This is a genomic window from Pseudoduganella sp. OTU4001 (assembly GCF_038440195.1).
Taxonomy (GTDB): domain Bacteria; phylum Pseudomonadota; class Gammaproteobacteria; order Burkholderiales; family Burkholderiaceae_D; genus Rugamonas.
This window is the reverse complement of the sequence record NZ_JASATG010000048.1, coordinates 12,258-28,307: the sequence shown is the minus strand read 5'-3', so window position 1 is coordinate 28,307 and position 16,050 is coordinate 12,258. Positions and strand designations below refer to the sequence as shown.

16 protein-coding genes are annotated in these 16,050 nt (G+C 62.4%); 4 read left to right on the top strand and 12 right to left on the bottom strand.

From position 1 onward, the window contains the following. Positions 1-642 (bottom strand): LysE family translocator (locus tag AAHE99_RS25275; protein WP_342120633.1); only part of this gene is annotated, 642 nt, incomplete at its 3' end. Positions 643-726: 84 nt separating this feature from the next. Between AAHE99_RS25275 and AAHE99_RS25270 the strand changes: the two genes are divergently transcribed. Then, entirely contained in the window at positions 727-1,638 is a 912-nt protein-coding gene (locus tag AAHE99_RS25270; protein WP_342120632.1) for a polysaccharide deacetylase family protein, read from the top strand. Between the two features lie 2 nt (positions 1,639-1,640). Then, on the top strand, positions 1,641-2,225 hold the full coding sequence (locus tag AAHE99_RS25265; protein ID WP_342120631.1) for a DUF3267 domain-containing protein: 585 nt from the start codon (positions 1,641-1,643) through the stop codon (positions 2,223-2,225). 44 nt (positions 2,226-2,269) lie between these two features. On the opposite strand, the gene AAHE99_RS25260 is transcribed toward AAHE99_RS25265, so the two are convergent. The 6 genes from AAHE99_RS25260 to ugpQ all read right to left on the bottom strand — a co-directional run bounded on the left by AAHE99_RS25260 (position 2,270) and on the right by ugpQ (position 9,889). Then, on the bottom strand, positions 2,270-4,060 hold the full coding sequence (locus AAHE99_RS25260; RefSeq protein WP_342120629.1) for an acyl-CoA dehydrogenase: 1,791 nt from the start codon (positions 4,058-4,060) through the stop codon (positions 2,270-2,272). 109 nt (positions 4,061-4,169) lie between these two features. Next, positions 4,170-5,102 carry an electron transfer flavoprotein subunit alpha/FixB family protein gene (locus AAHE99_RS25255; protein WP_342120627.1) on the bottom strand — a complete coding sequence of 311 codons (933 nt, stop codon included), beginning with the start codon at positions 5,100-5,102 and terminating at the stop codon, positions 4,170-4,172. 27 nt (positions 5,103-5,129) lie between these two features. Further along, a complete protein-coding gene (locus AAHE99_RS25250; RefSeq protein WP_342120626.1) occupies positions 5,130-5,879 on the bottom strand; it encodes an electron transfer flavoprotein subunit beta/FixA family protein in 750 nt (249 codons plus the stop codon). A gap of 147 nt (positions 5,880-6,026) precedes the next feature. Further along, entirely contained in the window at positions 6,027-6,254 is a 228-nt protein-coding gene (locus tag AAHE99_RS25245; protein WP_342120625.1) for a sulfurtransferase TusA family protein, read from the bottom strand. 190 nt (positions 6,255-6,444) lie between these two features. After that, a complete protein-coding gene (alaS, locus tag AAHE99_RS25240; RefSeq protein WP_342120624.1) occupies positions 6,445-9,057 on the bottom strand; it encodes an alanine--tRNA ligase in 2,613 nt (870 codons plus the stop codon). A gap of 79 nt (positions 9,058-9,136) precedes the next feature. Next, positions 9,137-9,889, bottom strand: a complete 753-nt coding sequence (gene ugpQ, locus AAHE99_RS25235; RefSeq protein ID WP_342120622.1) for a glycerophosphodiester phosphodiesterase — start codon at positions 9,887-9,889, stop codon at positions 9,137-9,139. Positions 9,890-9,958: 69 nt separating this feature from the next. Here ugpQ and AAHE99_RS25230 point away from each other — a divergent pair, with 69 nt between their 5' ends. After that, on the top strand, positions 9,959-11,185 hold the full coding sequence (locus tag AAHE99_RS25230) for a CaiB/BaiF CoA transferase family protein (RefSeq protein ID WP_342120621.1): 1,227 nt from the start codon (positions 9,959-9,961) through the stop codon (positions 11,183-11,185). Positions 11,186-11,330: 145 nt separating this feature from the next. On the opposite strand, the gene AAHE99_RS25225 is transcribed toward AAHE99_RS25230, so the two are convergent. Both AAHE99_RS25225 and AAHE99_RS25220 read right to left on the bottom strand, forming a co-directional pair. Continuing rightward, positions 11,331-11,660: a hypothetical protein gene (locus AAHE99_RS25225; protein WP_342120620.1), complete on the bottom strand. Its 330-nt coding sequence runs from the start codon at positions 11,658-11,660 to the stop codon at positions 11,331-11,333. Between the two features lie 73 nt (positions 11,661-11,733). Next, positions 11,734-12,933, bottom strand: coding sequence for an MFS transporter (locus AAHE99_RS25220; RefSeq protein WP_342120618.1), 1,200 nt, complete (start codon positions 12,931-12,933; stop codon positions 11,734-11,736). Between the two features lie 76 nt (positions 12,934-13,009). On the opposite strand from AAHE99_RS25220, the gene AAHE99_RS25215 reads away from it, so the two are divergent. Next, positions 13,010-13,903, top strand: coding sequence for a LysR family transcriptional regulator (locus AAHE99_RS25215; protein WP_342120616.1), 894 nt, complete (start codon positions 13,010-13,012; stop codon positions 13,901-13,903). On the opposite strand, the gene AAHE99_RS25210 is transcribed toward AAHE99_RS25215, so the two are convergent. From AAHE99_RS25210 to AAHE99_RS25200, 3 genes are read right to left on the bottom strand one after another with little or no spacing between them, the layout of a single operon-like run. Beyond that, positions 13,894-14,766: a hypothetical protein gene (locus AAHE99_RS25210; protein WP_342120615.1), complete on the bottom strand. Its 873-nt coding sequence runs from the start codon at positions 14,764-14,766 to the stop codon at positions 13,894-13,896. The two genes, AAHE99_RS25215 and AAHE99_RS25210, sit on opposite strands and share 10 nt — an antisense overlap. Next, positions 14,766-15,542, bottom strand: coding sequence for a hypothetical protein (locus AAHE99_RS25205; RefSeq protein ID WP_342120614.1), 777 nt, complete (start codon positions 15,540-15,542; stop codon positions 14,766-14,768). The genes AAHE99_RS25210 and AAHE99_RS25205 overlap by 1 nt, the downstream gene beginning before the upstream one ends. Positions 15,543-15,545: 3 nt before the next feature. Continuing rightward, positions 15,546-16,046, bottom strand: coding sequence for a hypothetical protein (locus AAHE99_RS25200; protein ID WP_342120612.1), 501 nt, complete (start codon positions 16,044-16,046; stop codon positions 15,546-15,548). Between the last annotated feature and the right edge of the window lie 4 nt (positions 16,047-16,050).

The window sequence follows — 16,050 nt, the reverse complement described above, 5'->3', positions numbered from 1 at the left end:
CCCCCCCCCGCGGCCACCCCCCCCCCCCCACAAAAACCCCCCCCCCCCCCCCCCCCCCCCCCCCCCCCCCCAAGTCCGATTGAATATCCGTTTACCACGCGGCTGCGCGAACCAGCGCTGCATGCGTGCGCCCATCCAGGCGTAAGCCGCCAGCGCAACCACTTCCAGCAGCAGGAACAACACACCCAGCACGAAGAACTGTGCGCCCACGGCGCCAGCCGGGTCGACGAACTGCGGCAGGAACGCCGTGAAGATCAGGATCGCCTTCGGATTTCCCGCTGCGACGAAGAATTCCTGGCGCGCCAGTTGCCGCCAGCTTGCCGTTGGCGCTGCATCCGCGCCAGCCGCGCCGATGTCAGCGCGTGCGCGCCACAGTTGCCACGCCAGGTAAAACAGGTACACCGCGCCTGCCGTTTTGATCCCATAGAAAAGCAGCTCAGAGGTATGCAGCACGGCCGCCAACCCCGCTGAGGCCAGCGCAATCATCCCCGCAAATGCCACCAGCCGTCCCGCACCGGCCAGGCAGGAACGACGGAAGCCATAGCGTGTGGCATTGCTGACCGATAGCAGGTTGTTCGGGCCCGGCGCCATATTCAGCGCAAAGCAGGCCGGGACAAACAACATCAATGTGGAAGCATCCATTCTTTCAGCTCCAGGCGGTAAGTTTTTAGTTAATATACAACGCCTCCTCCGCCACCGCGCGTTTGGACAAATCAAGGAGACTAAATGAAGTTTATCGCAGCACTGGGAGCCGCAGCAGCGGCACTGAGCGTATCGCTGGCACAAGCACAATCCATGGCCATTACGATCGATGATGGCCCGAACGCTGGCAGCACGCCGCTACTGAGCGCACAGCAGCGCAACCAGGCGATTCTGGACGCACTGGCTAAGCACAAGGTGCAGGCGGCGCTGTTCGTAACCTCCGGCTACGGCGCCAGCACGCCTGAAGGCCTGCCGCTGCTGCAAGCCTGGAGCACGGCCGGCCACGCGATCGGCAACCACACCGTGACCCACCCGGACCTTGAGAAAGTCAGCCTGGCCGCCTATCAAAAGGAAGTGCTGGAGTGCGACCGTCTGATCGGCACCCAGCCGGGCTACCAGAAATGGCTGCGCTTTACCTATCTGCGCGAAGGGAACACGCCGGAGAAAATCGACGGCATGCGCAACTTCCTGCGCGAGCATGGCTACCGCAATGCGCACGTGAGCGTCGATACCAGCGACTGGCGCCTTAACGAAGCGCTCGAGCAGGCGCTGAAGAAGGATCCGAAGGCGGACGTCAGCGCCATCCGCACCGTATACCTGGCGCATATCAAACAGCGCATGCTGGCCTATCGCGAACTGTCGCAAACGCTGCAAGGCCGCGACATCGCACAAGTCATGCTGCTGCACCATAACCTGATCAACGCCATGTGGCTGGACGATGTGCTGGCACAGGCCAGGGCAATGGGCTGGAAGATCATCACGCCAGCCGAAGCCTACACCGATCCCGTCTACAAACTGGAGCCGGTCCGCAAAGCCTCCGGCCAAAGCCTGCTGCTGTCGCTAGGCCGCACGCTCGGCCTGGGCCAGATGCCCGGCGGCGAGCGACTGGTCGATGACGGCGATTACGAGATCGCCGAACTGAAAAAGATCCGCTAGCCATGCGCCTCTTCCGCATAGCTGCAATCCGGCAGCCCGACGCCGTGGATTCATGGCGGGCCGCCCCAATCGGATTCTCGCTCACGGAAATCCGCATCCTGAGCTACGCGTCGATCGCCCTGTTCTTCGGGGTGAATGCGCTAGGCCTTCTAATTTGGGGTAGCGCCTATTTCGAAGGCTTTGCCAGTTTCGCCAAGGGCCAATCCATTGCCCTCACCACGGCTTACGTCATTGCGGCGCTGCTCGCCTATCACGTGATGCACGAGCTGATACATATTGCACTACACCCTGATCGGGGCTTGTCGGACCGGACCATGATTGGCGTAAAGGCTGCCGCCTTTTTCGTGATCTATAACGGAGAGATCAGCAAGGAAAACCTGCTGCGCGTTGTTATCGCACCATTTGCCGTGCTGACGCCATTGTGCGCTCTGGCGGCACTTGCGCCATTCAGCCCCATATTCCTGGCGAACATGTTTGGACTTCATTTGAGTGCTTGCGCAGGGGACCTTCTGTTATATCGCAAGCTGAAAAATGGGCCCGAGTTTGCATGGATGTGGAACGCCTACACCAGCGCGTACATCAAATAAAAAAGGCGGCCCGCATGGCCGCCCTCTTACTGCGCCGACGCAGCTTAGAACTGCTCGATTTCCAGGCCCAGCACGCCGGCGCTGCCGTCAACGATTGCTGCGCGCATGCCGGTGGAGCCGGACAGGATGTGGTCTGCGAAGAAGCGCGCGGTCACGATCTTGGCCTTGTAGAAGGAGGCATCGCCCGAGCCTTCAGCCAGCTTCTTCTGCGCGATCAGCGCGGCACGGCCCATCTGCCAGCCACCGAACACGATACCAGCCAGTTTCAGGTACAGCACGGAACCGGAGAACACGCCCTTGATGTCGGACTTGACGTTGTTGACGGTGTAGTCAACCACGGCTTCCAGGTCGTTGGCGCCCTGCTCCAGGTGCTTGCGCATGGCTGCGAAGTCCGAGCCGTCGACGCCCGCCAGTTCGGCAGCGGTTGCACGCACTTGGGCGATCAGGCCTTTGGCCAGTGCGCCGCCGTCACGCACAGTCTTGCGGCCGATCAGGTCATTGGCCTGGATCGCGGTAGTGCCTTCGTAGATGGTCAGGATCTTGGCATCGCGGTAGTGCTGCGCCGCGCCGGTTTCCTCGATGAAGCCCATGCCGCCGTGCACCTGCACGCCGTCGCGGGTCACGTTTTCGGACATCTCGGTCGACCAGCCCTTCACGATCGGCACCAGGTACTCGTACACCGCCTGGTTGGTGGCGCGCACCTCCGCATCGGCGTGGTGATGCGCCACGTCATGGATACCGGCCGCCACGTAGGCCAGCGCACGCGCTGCTTCGGTCTGGGCGCGCATCGACATCAGCATGCGGCGCACGTCCGGATGGTTGATGATCGCCACGCCGGATGGCGAGCCGTTCAGGTCGCGCGACTGCACGCGCTCCTTGGCGAAGGTCACCGCCTGCTGGTAAGCGCGTTCCGCCAGGCCCACACCCTGCATGCCAACGCCGAAGCGGGCCGCGTTCATCATGATAAACATGTATTCCAGGCCACGGTTTTCTTCACCCACCAGGTAGCCCACGGCGCCGCCGTTGTCGCCGAACTGCAGCACGGCGGTTGGCGAAGCCTTGATACCCAGCTTGTGCTCGATCGACACGCAATGCGCATCGTTACGCGCGCCCAGCGAGCCATCGGCATTGACCATGAACTTCGGCACGATGAACAGCGAGATGCCCTTCACGCCCGGAGGCGCATCAGGGGTACGCGCCAGCACCAGGTGGATGATGTTCTCGGCCATGTCGTGCTCACCGTAGGTGATGAAGATCTTGGTGCCGAATACTTTGTAGGTGCCATCACCCTGCGGCACGGCGCGGGTGCGCACGGCGGCCAGGTCGGAGCCGGCTTGCGGCTCGGTCAGGTTCATGGTGCCGGTCCACTTGCCGGTGATCAGAGGCTCCAGGTAGATCGCCTTCTGTTCGTCGGAACCTGCGGTCAGCAGCGCCTCGATCGCGCCATCGGTCAGCAGCGCCACCAGCGCGAACGACAGGTTCGAGCCGTGCAGCATTTCCACGCATGGGGTGCCGATCAGCTTAGGCAGGCCCTGGCCGCCGAAGTCGGTCGGGTGCTGCAAGCCTTGCCAGCCAGCTTCACCGAACTGCCTGAAGGCTTCCTTGAAGCCTTTGGAGGTGGTTACCTGGCCATCCGCCCAGGTGCTTGGCTCTTTGTCGCCCGCATGGTTCATCGGGGCGATCACGCCGCTCACAAATTTCGCATTCTCTTCCAGCACGGCTTCCGCGGTTTCCGCAGTCGCATCTTCACAGCCTGGCAGCGCCGATACGCCTTCCAGGTTCGCCAGTTCGTTCATTACGAACAGCATGTCTTTCATTGGGGCTTGATAGCTCATGTAACTCTCTCCGAGGAATTAAAAAGGCCACGTCAGCCGGACAGGGGGTTGTCCGGTCAGCGTGGCCTCGATGATTCAGTCCAATCTAACGCAGGACTTCAATGTTGTATTAGCCGAGTTCCTTGACCAGCTGTGGAACCACTTCGAACAGGTCGCCCACGATGCCGTAGTCGGCAACGGAGAAGATCGGCGCTTCCGGGTCTTTGTTCACAGCCACGATGACTTTGGAATCCTTCATGCCAGCCAGGTGCTGGATCGCGCCGGAGATACCGACTGCAATGTACAGCGAAGGAGCCACGATCTTGCCGGTCTGGCCAACCTGCCAGTCGTTCGGCACGAAGCCCGCATCCACGGCAGCGCGCGATGCGCCCATAGCGGCGTTCAGCTTGTCGGCCAGCGGTTCCAGGATCTTGAAGTTGTCGGCGGAGCCCATGCCGCGGCCACCGGAAACGATGATCTTGGCAGCGGTCAGTTCCGGACGGTCCGACTTGGCCACTTCGCGGCCAACGAATGCGGACTTGCCGAAATCGGCAGCGGCAGCCACGGTTTCCACAGCAGCGGAACCGCCTTCGGCAGCAGCGGCGTCGAAGCCGGTGGTACGTACGGTGATGACTTTGACTTTGTCCGACGACTGCACGTAGGCGATCGCGTTACCGGCATAGATTGGGCGCTCGAAGGTGTCAGGCGCGTCGACTTTGGTGATTTCGGAGATCTGGGCTACGTCCAGCTTGGCGGCCACGCGTGGCAGGATGTTCTTGCCGTAGGCGGTTGCCGGAGCCAGGATGTGGGTGTACGAACCAGCGATCGCCAGGATCTGCTCGGAGACGTTCTCCGCCAGGCCGTCGGCGAAGTGGGCTGCATCAGCGTGCAGTACTTTGGTGACGCCAGCGATTTTTGCGGCGGCAGCAGCGGCTGCGCCAGCGTTCGAGCCAGCGACCAGCACGTGCACTTCGCCTGCGCACTTGGCGGCGGCGGTGACGGTGTGGTGGGTGCTGCCCTTCAGGGATGCGTTGTCGTGTTCTGCGATTACGAGTGCGACCATGATTGAGTTCCTAGAGTATTCGGTGAATTAGATGACTTTAGCTTCGGTGCGCAGCTTGGACACCAGGGTCGCTACGTCAGGCACTTTGATACCAGCGGAACGCTTGGCAGGCTCGGCCACTTTCAGGGTTTTCAGGCGCGGGGTCACGTCAACGCCCAGGTCTTCCGGCTTGACGGTTTCCAGCGGCTTCTTCTTCGCCTTCATGATGTTAGGCAGGGTCACATAGCGCGGCTCGTTCAGGCGCAGGTCGGTGGTCACGATGGCTGGCAGTTGCAGTGCCAGGGTTTCCAGGCCGCCGTCCACTTCGCGGGTCACGGTGACTTTGCCGTCGCCCAGTTCAACCTTCGAAGCGAAAGTCGCTTGCGGCCAGCCCAGCAGCGCTGCCAGCATCTGGCCAACCTGGTTGGAGTCGTCGTCGATGGCCTGCTTGCCCAGGATGATCAGTTGCGGCTGCTCTTTGTCGGCCACGGCCTTCAGCAGCTTCGCTACGGCCAGCGGCTCCAGCTCAACGCCGGTTTCGATCAGGATGCCACGGTCGGCGCCGATCGCCATACCGGTACGCAGGGTTTCCTGGCATTGGGTCACGCCAGCGGACACCGCAACCACTTCGGTCACTTTGCCGGCTTCTTTCAGGCGGGTCGCTTCTTCCAGCGCGATTTCGTCGAACGGGTTCATCGACATTTTGACGTTGGCGATATCCACGCCAGTGCCGTCGGATTTGACGCGCACTTTCACGTTGAAGTCGACGACGCGCTTGACAGGTACCAGGACTTTCATAGGTGTGCCTTTGAAAAAGTGATAAGTAAATTAGTGGGCTAGATTATATTGGAATTCGATGCTTCTTATCGAATAAAAGCACGGTCGTGCGTTTTTTAAATACAATCCGGCGCCGAAAAATCAGCAACCGGAAGGATACCGCAAATTTTACTTGCGGCGCATCAGGAAAGTGAATTCAGTCCCCTGCTGTACATGCGACAGCAATGCATTGCCAGTCTGCTTGGCAAAGGCCTGGAAATCACGCACGGAGCCGGGATCGGTGGCCACGATACGCAGGACCTGGCCGCTTTCCAGTTCAGCCAAAGCCTTCTTGGCTTTCAGGATAGGCAGCGGGCAATTCAGCCCACGGGCGTCGAGGTCCTTCTGAAATTCCATGGTCTCGGACTCGAGAGTAAGAGTTTCGCTCATCAATATCTCGCTTCTGTACTACTCAGTTCCGACAGTCTACTCCAATTTCGCGCGTCTGACGCACTGCACCAAAATAGTTAATGTTGCGTTGCAAAATCACAACGACATTTCAATGTCGGAAAGGCCCGCCCTAGCAAGCGCGGGCCTTTGGCAGCAATTAGATACGCGACTCCACCCATGCTGCAACGCCACCGAGCGCACCTGGCAGTGCGTCCGGATTGGTGCCGCCGGCCTGCGCCATATCAGGGCGGCCACCGCCCTTGCCGCCCACTTGCTGTGCAACGAAGTTGACCAGTTCGCCTGCCTTGACCTTGCCGATCGAGTCGGCAGTCACGCCGGCGATCAGGCTGACCTTGCCATCGTTGACGGAGGCCAGCACGATGGCGGCGGACTTCAGCTTGTCTTTCAGCTTGTCCATGGTTTCGCGCAGCGCGTTGACGTCGGCGCCTTCCATGGTCGCCGCCAGGACCTTCAGGCCCTTGACGTCGACCGCCTTGTTGACCAGCTCGTCGCCCTGGCCGGAAGCCAGCTTCGACTTCAGTGCCGCCAGCTCTTTCTCAAGCGACTTCACCTGGTCCTGCACGGCGCCGATCTTGGCGGTCAGTTCTTCCGGATTGGACTTCAGCGCGGCAGCAGCTTCGTTCAGCTTGCGGGCCATCGACTGCACCAGCGCCAGCGCGCCTTCGCCGGTCACGGCTTCCACGCGGCGGATACCGGCTGCAACGCCGCCTTCCGACACGATCTTGAACAGGCCGATATCGCCGGTGCGGTGCACGTGCACGCCGCCGCACAGCTCTTTGGAGGAACCGATGTCCATCACGCGCACTTCGTCGCCGTACTTCTCGCCGAACAGCGCCATCGCGCCATGCTTCACCGCGTCGTCGAAGGACATATGGTGCGACTGGGTCGCAGCATTGGCCAGGATTTCGGCGTTGACGATGGCTTCCACTTTCGCGATTTCTTCAGCAGTCAGCGGAGCGGTGTGCGAGAAGTCGAAACGTGCCTTGTCTGGATCGACCAGCGAGCCTTTCTGCGCCACGTGGGAACCCAGCACTTCGCGCAGTGCTTTGTGCATCAAGTGGGTCGCCGAGTGGTTACGGATGGTGCGGCCGCGCGAATGCTGGTCCACTTCCGCGCCGACAGCGTCGCCCACTTTCAGCGAGCCGGAAGCCAGCACGCCGTGGTGGCCGAACACGTCCGCCTGGATCTTCAGGGTATCTTCCACTTCGAACTTGCCGGTGGCGCCCTGGATCAGGCCCTGGTCGCCCACCTGGCCGCCGGATTCGGCGTAGAACGGGGTGGTGTCCAGCACCACGATGCCCTGCTCGCCCGCCTTCAGTTCCTGCACCGGTGCGCCATTGGCGTACAGTGCGACCACTTTCGAGTTGTGCTGCAGCTGGTCGTAGCCGACGAACTTGTTCTTCTCGCCGGAGTATTCAACGTTGGCAGCCATCTTCTTGAACTTGCCGCCTTCGCGCGCCTTCTGCTTCTGCGCTTCCATTGCGACAGCGAAGCCGGCTTCGTCCAGCTTCACATCGCGTTCGCGGCAGATGTCCGCGGTCAGGTCCAGCGGGAAGCCGTAGGTGTCGTACAGGGTGAAGGCGGTCGCGCCGTCCAGGTTCTTCGGATCCTTGGCCAGCTGCGCTTCCAGGATCTTCATGCCGTTTTCCAGGGTTTCGCCGAAACGCTCTTCCTCGGCCTTCAGCACCTGGGCTACGCGGTCCTTGGCTTCCGCCAGTTCCGGGTACGCAGCGCCCATTTCCTTGTTCAGGTCTTCCACCAGCTTGTAGAAGAAGGCCTTGGTCTGGCCCAGCTTGTGGCCGTGACGCAGCGCGCGGCGCACGATGCGGCGCAGCACGTAGCCATGGCCTTCAGAGCCAGGGATGATGCCGTCCACGATCATGAAGGCAGCGGCGCGGATGTGGTCAGCGATCACGCGCAGGGATTTGTTTTCCAGGTCGGTCGCGCCGGTTTCGCGGGCAGCGGCCTTGATCAGGGCCTGGAACGAATCGATCTCGTAGTTCGAATGCACGTGCTGCAGCACCGCAGCCAGGCGCTCCATGCCCATGCCGGTATCGACGCAAGGCTTCGGCAGCTTGTGCATCACGCCCGCTTCGTCGCGGTTGAACTGCATGAACACCAGGTTCCAGATTTCGATGAAACGGTCGCCGTCTTCCTCGGCGGAGCCTGGAGGACCGCCCCAGATATCAGCGCCGTGGTCGTAGAAGATCTCGGTGCAAGGACCGCATGGGCCGGTGTCGGCCATTTGCCAGAAGTTGTCCGACGCGTAGCGCGAACCCTTGTTGTCGCCGATGCGGATGATGCGCTCTTTCGGCACGCCCACTTCGTTGGCCCAGATATCGTAGGCCTCGTCGTCTTCCATGTAGACGGTGACGGTCAGCTTTTCAGCCGGCAGGCCGTAGACCTTGGTCAGCAGTTCCCAGGCGTACTGGATCGCATCGCGCTTGAAATAATCGCCGAAGCTGAAGTTACCCAGCATTTCGAAGAAGGTGTGGTGGCGGGCGGTATAGCCGACGTTTTCCAGGTCATTGTGCTTGCCGCCGGCGCGCACGCAGCGCTGCACGGTGGTGGCACGGGAATACGGGCGCACGTCCTGGCCCAGGAACACATCCTTGAACTGCACCATACCGGAGTTGGTCAGCAGCAGGGTCGGGTCGTTGCCTGGCACCAGCGGGCTGGAACGGACAATCGTGTGACCCTTGGATTCGAAGAATTTCAGGAACTTTTCGCGAATTTCAGCAGATTTCATGTCGTAAAAGGTAGGTTGCAGGCTGGTGCAAAGGGTTGATTATACGTGAAGCGCCCGCCGTTGCGGTGGGCGGCGGCCTCTAAGCGAAGTCCGGGCCGATCAGGTCGATGCGGTCGGTGCAGAAACCGTCGACGCCCCAGGGAAGGATTTCGCGCGCGCGTTCCGGCGTATTGACGGTGTAGCAAAACAGGCCGAAGCCCGCCGCCTTGATCGCCTTGGCCAGTTCCGGCGTCAGGTGCTTGTGGTTGGTGTGGATCGCCACCGCGCCCAATTCGCGCGCCGTGGCCAGCCAATCGGCAGGAATCTTATCAAACAAACAAGCACGAGGCAGGTCAGGCGCCGCATCGCGCGCCGCCGCCAGGGCCGTCATGCTGAACGAGGACAGCAGCGGCAGCTGCGCCGGATCGCCCGCCGCCACTTCCGCCGCGAAACGGGCACGCGCGGTATGCGCCACCCAACGCCCGGTTTCGACCTCCTGGCCTTCGGTGGGCTTGATCTCGATATTCATCCAGATCTTGTGCTCTTTGCAGTAATCGACCCATTCCAGGAACAGCGGCACCGGCTCGCCGCGGAATTCGGGCGCGAACCAGCGGCCCGCATCCATCTTCGCCAGTTCGGCGGCGGAAAAGTTCGGCACGTAGCCATCGCCATAGATGGTGCGGCCGAAATGCGGATCGTGCATGACCACGCCGATGCCATCGGACGACAGCATGACGTCGAATTCCACCGCACGGAAACCATAAGCCAGGCCGGCGCGCAGGCCGGCGATAGTGTTCTCCGGAGCCAGCGTGCCGCCGCCGCGATGCGCAACGATTTTTGGGTAGGGCCACATGGTTTAAAACACTAACACGGTTGGATGCGTTAAGCTAACGCTCCCTGAAAACAGTAGGAAGAAGACAACATGACCCCGAAGGCCCTTGGACATATCCGCGTACTGGACTTAAGCCGCGTATTGGCCGGCCCCTGGTGCTCGCAGAACCTGGCCGACCTGGGCGCGGACGTGATCAAGATCGAACGCCCCGGCGCCGGCGACGACACCCGCGCCTGGGGACCTCCATATGCCAAGGACGCCTCCGGCGCAGACACCACCGAAGCGGCCTACTACCTGTCGGCCAACCGCGGCAAGCGCTCGGTCACCTGCGACATCTCCAAGCCGGAAGGCCAGGCCCTGATCCGCGATCTCGCGAAGCACGCCGACGTCGTTCTGGAGAACTACAAAGTCGGCCAGCTCAAGAAATATGGCCTGGACTATGAATCGCTGAAGGCGGTGAAGCCGGACCTGGTGTACTGCTCCGTGACCGGCTTCGGCCAGGACGGCCCGTATGCCCACCGTGCCGGCTACGACTTCCTGATCCAGGGCATGGGCGGTCTGATGTCCGTGACCGGCGAGCGCGACGACCTGCCTGGCGGCGGCCCGCAAAAAGCAGGCGTGGCACTGACCGACCTGATGACCGGCATGTACGCCACCATCGCCATCCTGGCCGCGTTGACGCACCGCGACCGCACCGGCGAAGGCCAGTACATCGACATGGCGCTGCTGGACGTGCAGGTCGCCATGCTGGCCAATATGGGCTCCAACTACCTGAATAGCGGCAAGGCGCCCAAACGCTGGGGCAACGCGCACGCCAATATCGTCCCTTACCAGACCTTTGCCTGCTCGGATGGCTACATCATCGTCGCCACCGGCAACGATGGCCAGTACCAGAAATTTGTCGAAGTGGGCGGCCGCGCCGACCTGGCCACGCACGAACGCTACGCCACCAATCCCCTGCGCGTAAAGAACCGCGACGAGCTGGTGCCGATCCTCGCCGAGATGGTGAAGACCCAATCGCGCGACTGGTGGATCGAACGCCTGGAAGCAGTAGGCGTCCCTTGTGGCCCGATCAACGACCTGCACGATGTCTTCCAGAATCCCCAAGTGCAAGCGCGCGGCCTGGTCATGGAAGCCCCCCACCCCACCGCCGGCAAAGTCAAACTGGTGCGCAGTCCAATGCGCCTGAGCGCCAGCCCCGCCGAAACCGACATGGCCCCACCCCTGCTCGGCCAACACACCGAAGAAGTTCTGCGCGAAGTCCTCGGCCGCACCGACGCCGAAATCGCCACCCTCCGCAGCAAAAACATCCTCTAAGCCATACGGCCCAGCCCGTGTCCCACCATGGGGTCACACCCCAGACGGGACACGGGCTCGGCTGCGTGCGTGGAAGAGCCCGCGTCTCACTTGGGGTGTGACCCCATGGTGGGACACGGGCTGAAGTGTTACTGCTTTTACTGCTTTAGTGCAGGTGCTGTTTGAAGTCGAATAGTTCGCGGTGCATGTGGTTGACGGCGGCTTTCATTTCGGGCGTCACCTGCATGCGCTCACTGGCGCAGACGCGGCGGGCACGGGCGCCTAGCAGTTCCATGTCGTTCACCAACTTGGGTACGTCGGCGTAGTCTTCACTCACCAGTATTTCGCTGATGTCGTCGGAGCGGCGGTCCAGTTTCTGGATCGTGTCGCGCAGCTCGCCGGTTAAGTTGCGTTCGGCGGATAGTGCCTGGGCGGCTTGGCCTACGGCGTGTTGAATGTTGCTGAGCCTGATTCGGATTTCGCGGTCGTGCATCATAATCGTCTCCTCGTTGAAAACGGCACCCAGCGTGCCGGTCAGACTTGGAGACGGGTTCGGCGCGGCTGTTCCGTCAGCTTGCCTCGGCTTTGATCTGGCTCAACATTGGTGCGATTGGTGTCAACCGGCGCAGGTGCATTGCAATCGCTACCGCACCGAGCAGGGATGCAGCCAGCAACGTCACCACGCCAGCCCAGCCGGCGCGCGCCCACAGCACACCAGCTGCCCAGCCAATCACGCTGGAGCCGAGGTAGTAGAAGAACAGGTACAGCGCGGAGGCCAGTGCGGCGCCGCGCGCGCGGCGGCCGACCCAGCTGCTCGTCATCGAGTGCGCGGCGAAGAAGGCGAACGTGAACAGGGCCAGGCCGGCGATCACCAGCGGCAGCCAGGCCGATAGCGTCAGAAGAATGCCGGCCAGCTTCAGGCTCAGCACCAGGTACAGCACGCCTTTGCGGCCATAGCGGTCGGCCAGCTTGCCGGCCCAGACCGAGCTGAAAATCCCCAGCAGGTAAAGCAGCGAAATGCCGCCGACAAAGCTTTGCCGCAACTCGAACGGGGCCGCCAGCAGGCGGTAGCCAATGTAGTTGTATGCACTGACCATGCAGCCCATCAAGATGAATGCCAGCGCAAACAGCCAGGGCAGGCCGTCGTCGGCGAAGTGTCGGCGCATGCCTTCCGGCAGAGCTCGCCAGCCGCCGCCAGCAGCGCGGAAGCGGCGGGATTCGGGCAGGCTGCGCCAGAATTCAATGGCGGCCAGCACGCCAGCCACGCCCATCACCGCCATCGCCACGCGCCAGGAGAAGAAGTCGCTAAGCACGGATGAAGCCATGCGGCCAACCATGCCGCCGAATGCGCTGCCGCTGATATACAGGCCAATTGAAAGCCCGAGCTCGCCGGGCTCAATCTCTTCGCCGAGGTAGGCCATTGCCACGGCGGGCATGCCGCCCAGCGCGACACCCAGCAAGGTGCGGGCGGCGAGCAACTGGCCAAAACTGTCGGCCAGGGCGCACAGCAGGGTCATGATGGCGGCAATCGCCAGCGCGCCCACCATCAGGGGCTTGCGGCCGAAGCGGTCGGAGATGGCGCTCGATGCGACCAGCGATACGGCCAGGGCGGCGGTAGAAATCGATAGCGACAGGCTGCTCTGCGCCGGCGTCAGCGCGAACTCCTGCGACAGCAGCGGCATCAGGGGTTGCACGCTATACAACAAGCCGAAGCAGGAGAAGCCGCCAAAGAACATGGCGCGGTTGGTGGGATGGCTGAGGGCTTTCATGGTGAATCCATCTTAGGATTGCCCTGTAATACAGTCCAATATATATTTCAGTCGTTATTAATCGCTTCTACATATTATGGAACTGCGTCACCTGCGCTATTTCGTGGCCGTGGCCGAGGAGCTGAGCTTCACCCGTGCGGCGGAGCGGCTACATATCGGCCAACCGCCCCTCTCGCAGCAAATCCAGGCGCTGGAGGCTGAAGTGGGCGCGCGCCTGTTCGAGCGCAGCAAGCGCTGGGTGCGGCTGACGGAAGCGGGCAAGCTGTTCCTGGAAGACGCGCGGGCCATCCTGGCGCGCTCGGAAAACGCGGCGGAACGGGCGCGCCGGGCCCAGCGCGGCGAGGCGGGCGAGCTGCGTGTCGGCTTCACCTTTTCCACGCCGTTCACGCCCCTGTTCGCGCGCACCATCCGCCGCTACCGCCAGCTGTATCCCGACGTGGCGCTGACCCTGCACGAAATGACCACGCTGCACCAACTGGATGCGATCGAAGCGCGCAGGCTGGACCTGGGCTTCGTGCGGCCGCCGGAAGTGGCGCTGCCCGACACCCTGGCGCTGACCACGCTGCGGCAAGACCCGCTGCTCGTGGTGCTGGCCAGCGATTCACCGCTGGCGCGCAAGCGCAAGGTCAAAGTGGCGGACCTCGCGACGCTGCCGTGGGTGATGTATCCAAAGGAGTCAGGTGTCGGCATCAACCACGCCATCTTCGGCATGTGCCGGGCGGCAGGCTTTGTACCGCAGGTGGCGATGGAGGCGCGCGAGGCCGCAACCATCATCGGTCTTGTGGCGGCGGGGATCGGCGTCTCGGTACTGCCCTCCCCGTTCCAGGCCATGCATATGGAAGGCGCAGTGTATCGGCCGCTGGATGACGCGGCCGCCATCACCTCGCTGCAACTGGCGCAGCGCAAAGATGAAAAAAGCCTCCTGGTGGAGGCTTTTGTACGGGAGGCCCTGGCGGGAACTCAGTCGTAATCTGCGTCGAGCTCGGAGCCGGCGTAGTTTTCCAGCTCGGTCCACAGCGTCTTCATCGCAAAGCGGCCAGGCAGCTTTTGCAGCACGGTGCAAGTGCGGCGATACAGGTCGATGCGATGCAGCAGTACAGGGTGATGCTGTTCCGGCACGGCGGCAACCAGCGCCGCAAAACCAGCCTCGTAATCCGGCTTGGCCTTGCGCACCGCCTTGACGAAGCGCTCGAACTCCTTCTGGCCGGTGCGCGCCACAATGCGGCCGCCGCCTTCCACTGCGAAGATGATCGCCAGCGCGATCACGCCTTCCGCATTCAGGTCCGGGTCCTTGATTGCACCTTCCGCGTTATGACGACGTAGCCAGTTCGCCAGCCGCACCACGGCCTGCACTTCCTGGCGCTGCTTCAATTGCGTCTGGTATTTGGCAGGACCATCCCAGTTGGCGCCCGCTTCGGTGTAGCAGATATCGAAGAACAGGTCGCGCAGGCGGCGCTGCGCATACATCGGATCGTTATCGTATTCACCGATCAGCGTATCTTCCGGCATCGCAGCCAGTTCCTTCAGCTGCACGAAGCCCGCCTGGAAGGCCAGTTCCGCGCCCTGCTCCACCAGGTAGTCCAGCGCCAGCTCGTCGGAATCGACGGTCAACACCTGCTCCAGGCCGAGCGATACGCCGCCGACGGTCAGGTTGACCGCCTTCTGGATGCCTTCCGCCGTGCGGTTGTTGGTGAACTTGTCCGCTACCATGGCCGTGATGCCGCTCAGTTCTTCCGCCAGGATGACGGCCGCATCTTCGCGGTCGTCGCCCGGCAGCAGTTTGATGGCGCGCGTCAGGCGCGGCAGGCTTTCTTTGACGAGTGCGGGCAGCATTAGCCGAAGATCCCCGTACCGATGGAACGGCGTGCGCGTTCGCGGCCGGTGCCACTGCGGGTGGTCGGCACTTGCTTGCGCAGGCGGTACAGCAGCTCTTTGGTGGAGCGCTGCAGGTGCTCCGGTTCTTCGTCCGGATCGTCGCTGAACTCCGCATCGGCCAGGTCGGCGCTGTGGCGGAATTCCGGGAACAGTTCGAACAGCGCGCGGTCCCAGCCGTCTTCATTGGCTTGCGCCAGCGCCACGGCGACCGGCACGATATCGTTGTCGGAAGAAGTCTGGCCGGTCAGGTAGGCGCCTTTGGAGATCACCTCGCCCGCCACTTCCAGCACCTCTTTTGGCGCCAGCGAGAATAGGATGGCAAACGCGGTGCAGCCCCAGTCGGTGGCGGAAGCTTCCTTCAGCAGCTCGGCGCGGCGCTCTTCGTCTTCGGTGCCGAAGATCACGCCGTGCATGTGCGCGAACAGCGATTCGGCGATGCGCTCAGGATCGTCCTCGATCATATCGTCCGGCCAGGTGGCGGCGATGTAGGCCAGGCTTTCGGCCCACTGCTTCGGCGGCACCAGCAGGGTCGCCAGCGACAGCTTGCCGCCGTCGAAGCCGGACATGTGCAGCGCAGTCACGTGCGGCGGCAGTTCCTGCAGCACTTCCACCACGGCCAGGTCGCCGTGGGTATCGGCAGCTTCGGCAAAGGCGCGCTCGGCATGCTCCAGCGAGCCGGCCAGCACCAGTTCTGTGACCTGCTTGCGGATTGCTGGCAGATTCTTGTCGGACATCGCTTAATCCTCCTGCTGGTCAAAGATGCCGGAGAAGTCGTCGCTTACGACTTCGTCCTGATAATCGTCTTCATCGTCGCCCTCGTCGCCTTCTGCCAGGCGGTCGAGCGAAGTGTCCTCGTCGTCCCACATGCGCGGGTGCTTGTGCAGCAGCGCCGTGATGATGGCCTGGCGCGCCAGGTCCGGATGGTTCTCCTCCAGCGCTTCCAGCAGGCCTTTGGCGCCCGGGGTCGAAGCAGCGCCGAACACGCGCGCCGGGTCGCCGTACTCGAAGTCTTCGGCGTCGGCGAATGCCGCCTTCGGGTCGTGGAATTCAATCACGTCCACCAGCGCAAAGGCCATCATGTTCAAATCGTCGATGCCGCCACCGTTGATGTATTCGGTGCGCAGGGCTTCGACCATTTTCTTGTAGTTCTTGTGGTCGGGCGGATCGCCGAGGATGCCCTCGATCTGCCCTTCCAGTTCGCGCGCCTGGTAGGCGAACTCTGGGTGTACTTTTCTCATTTGC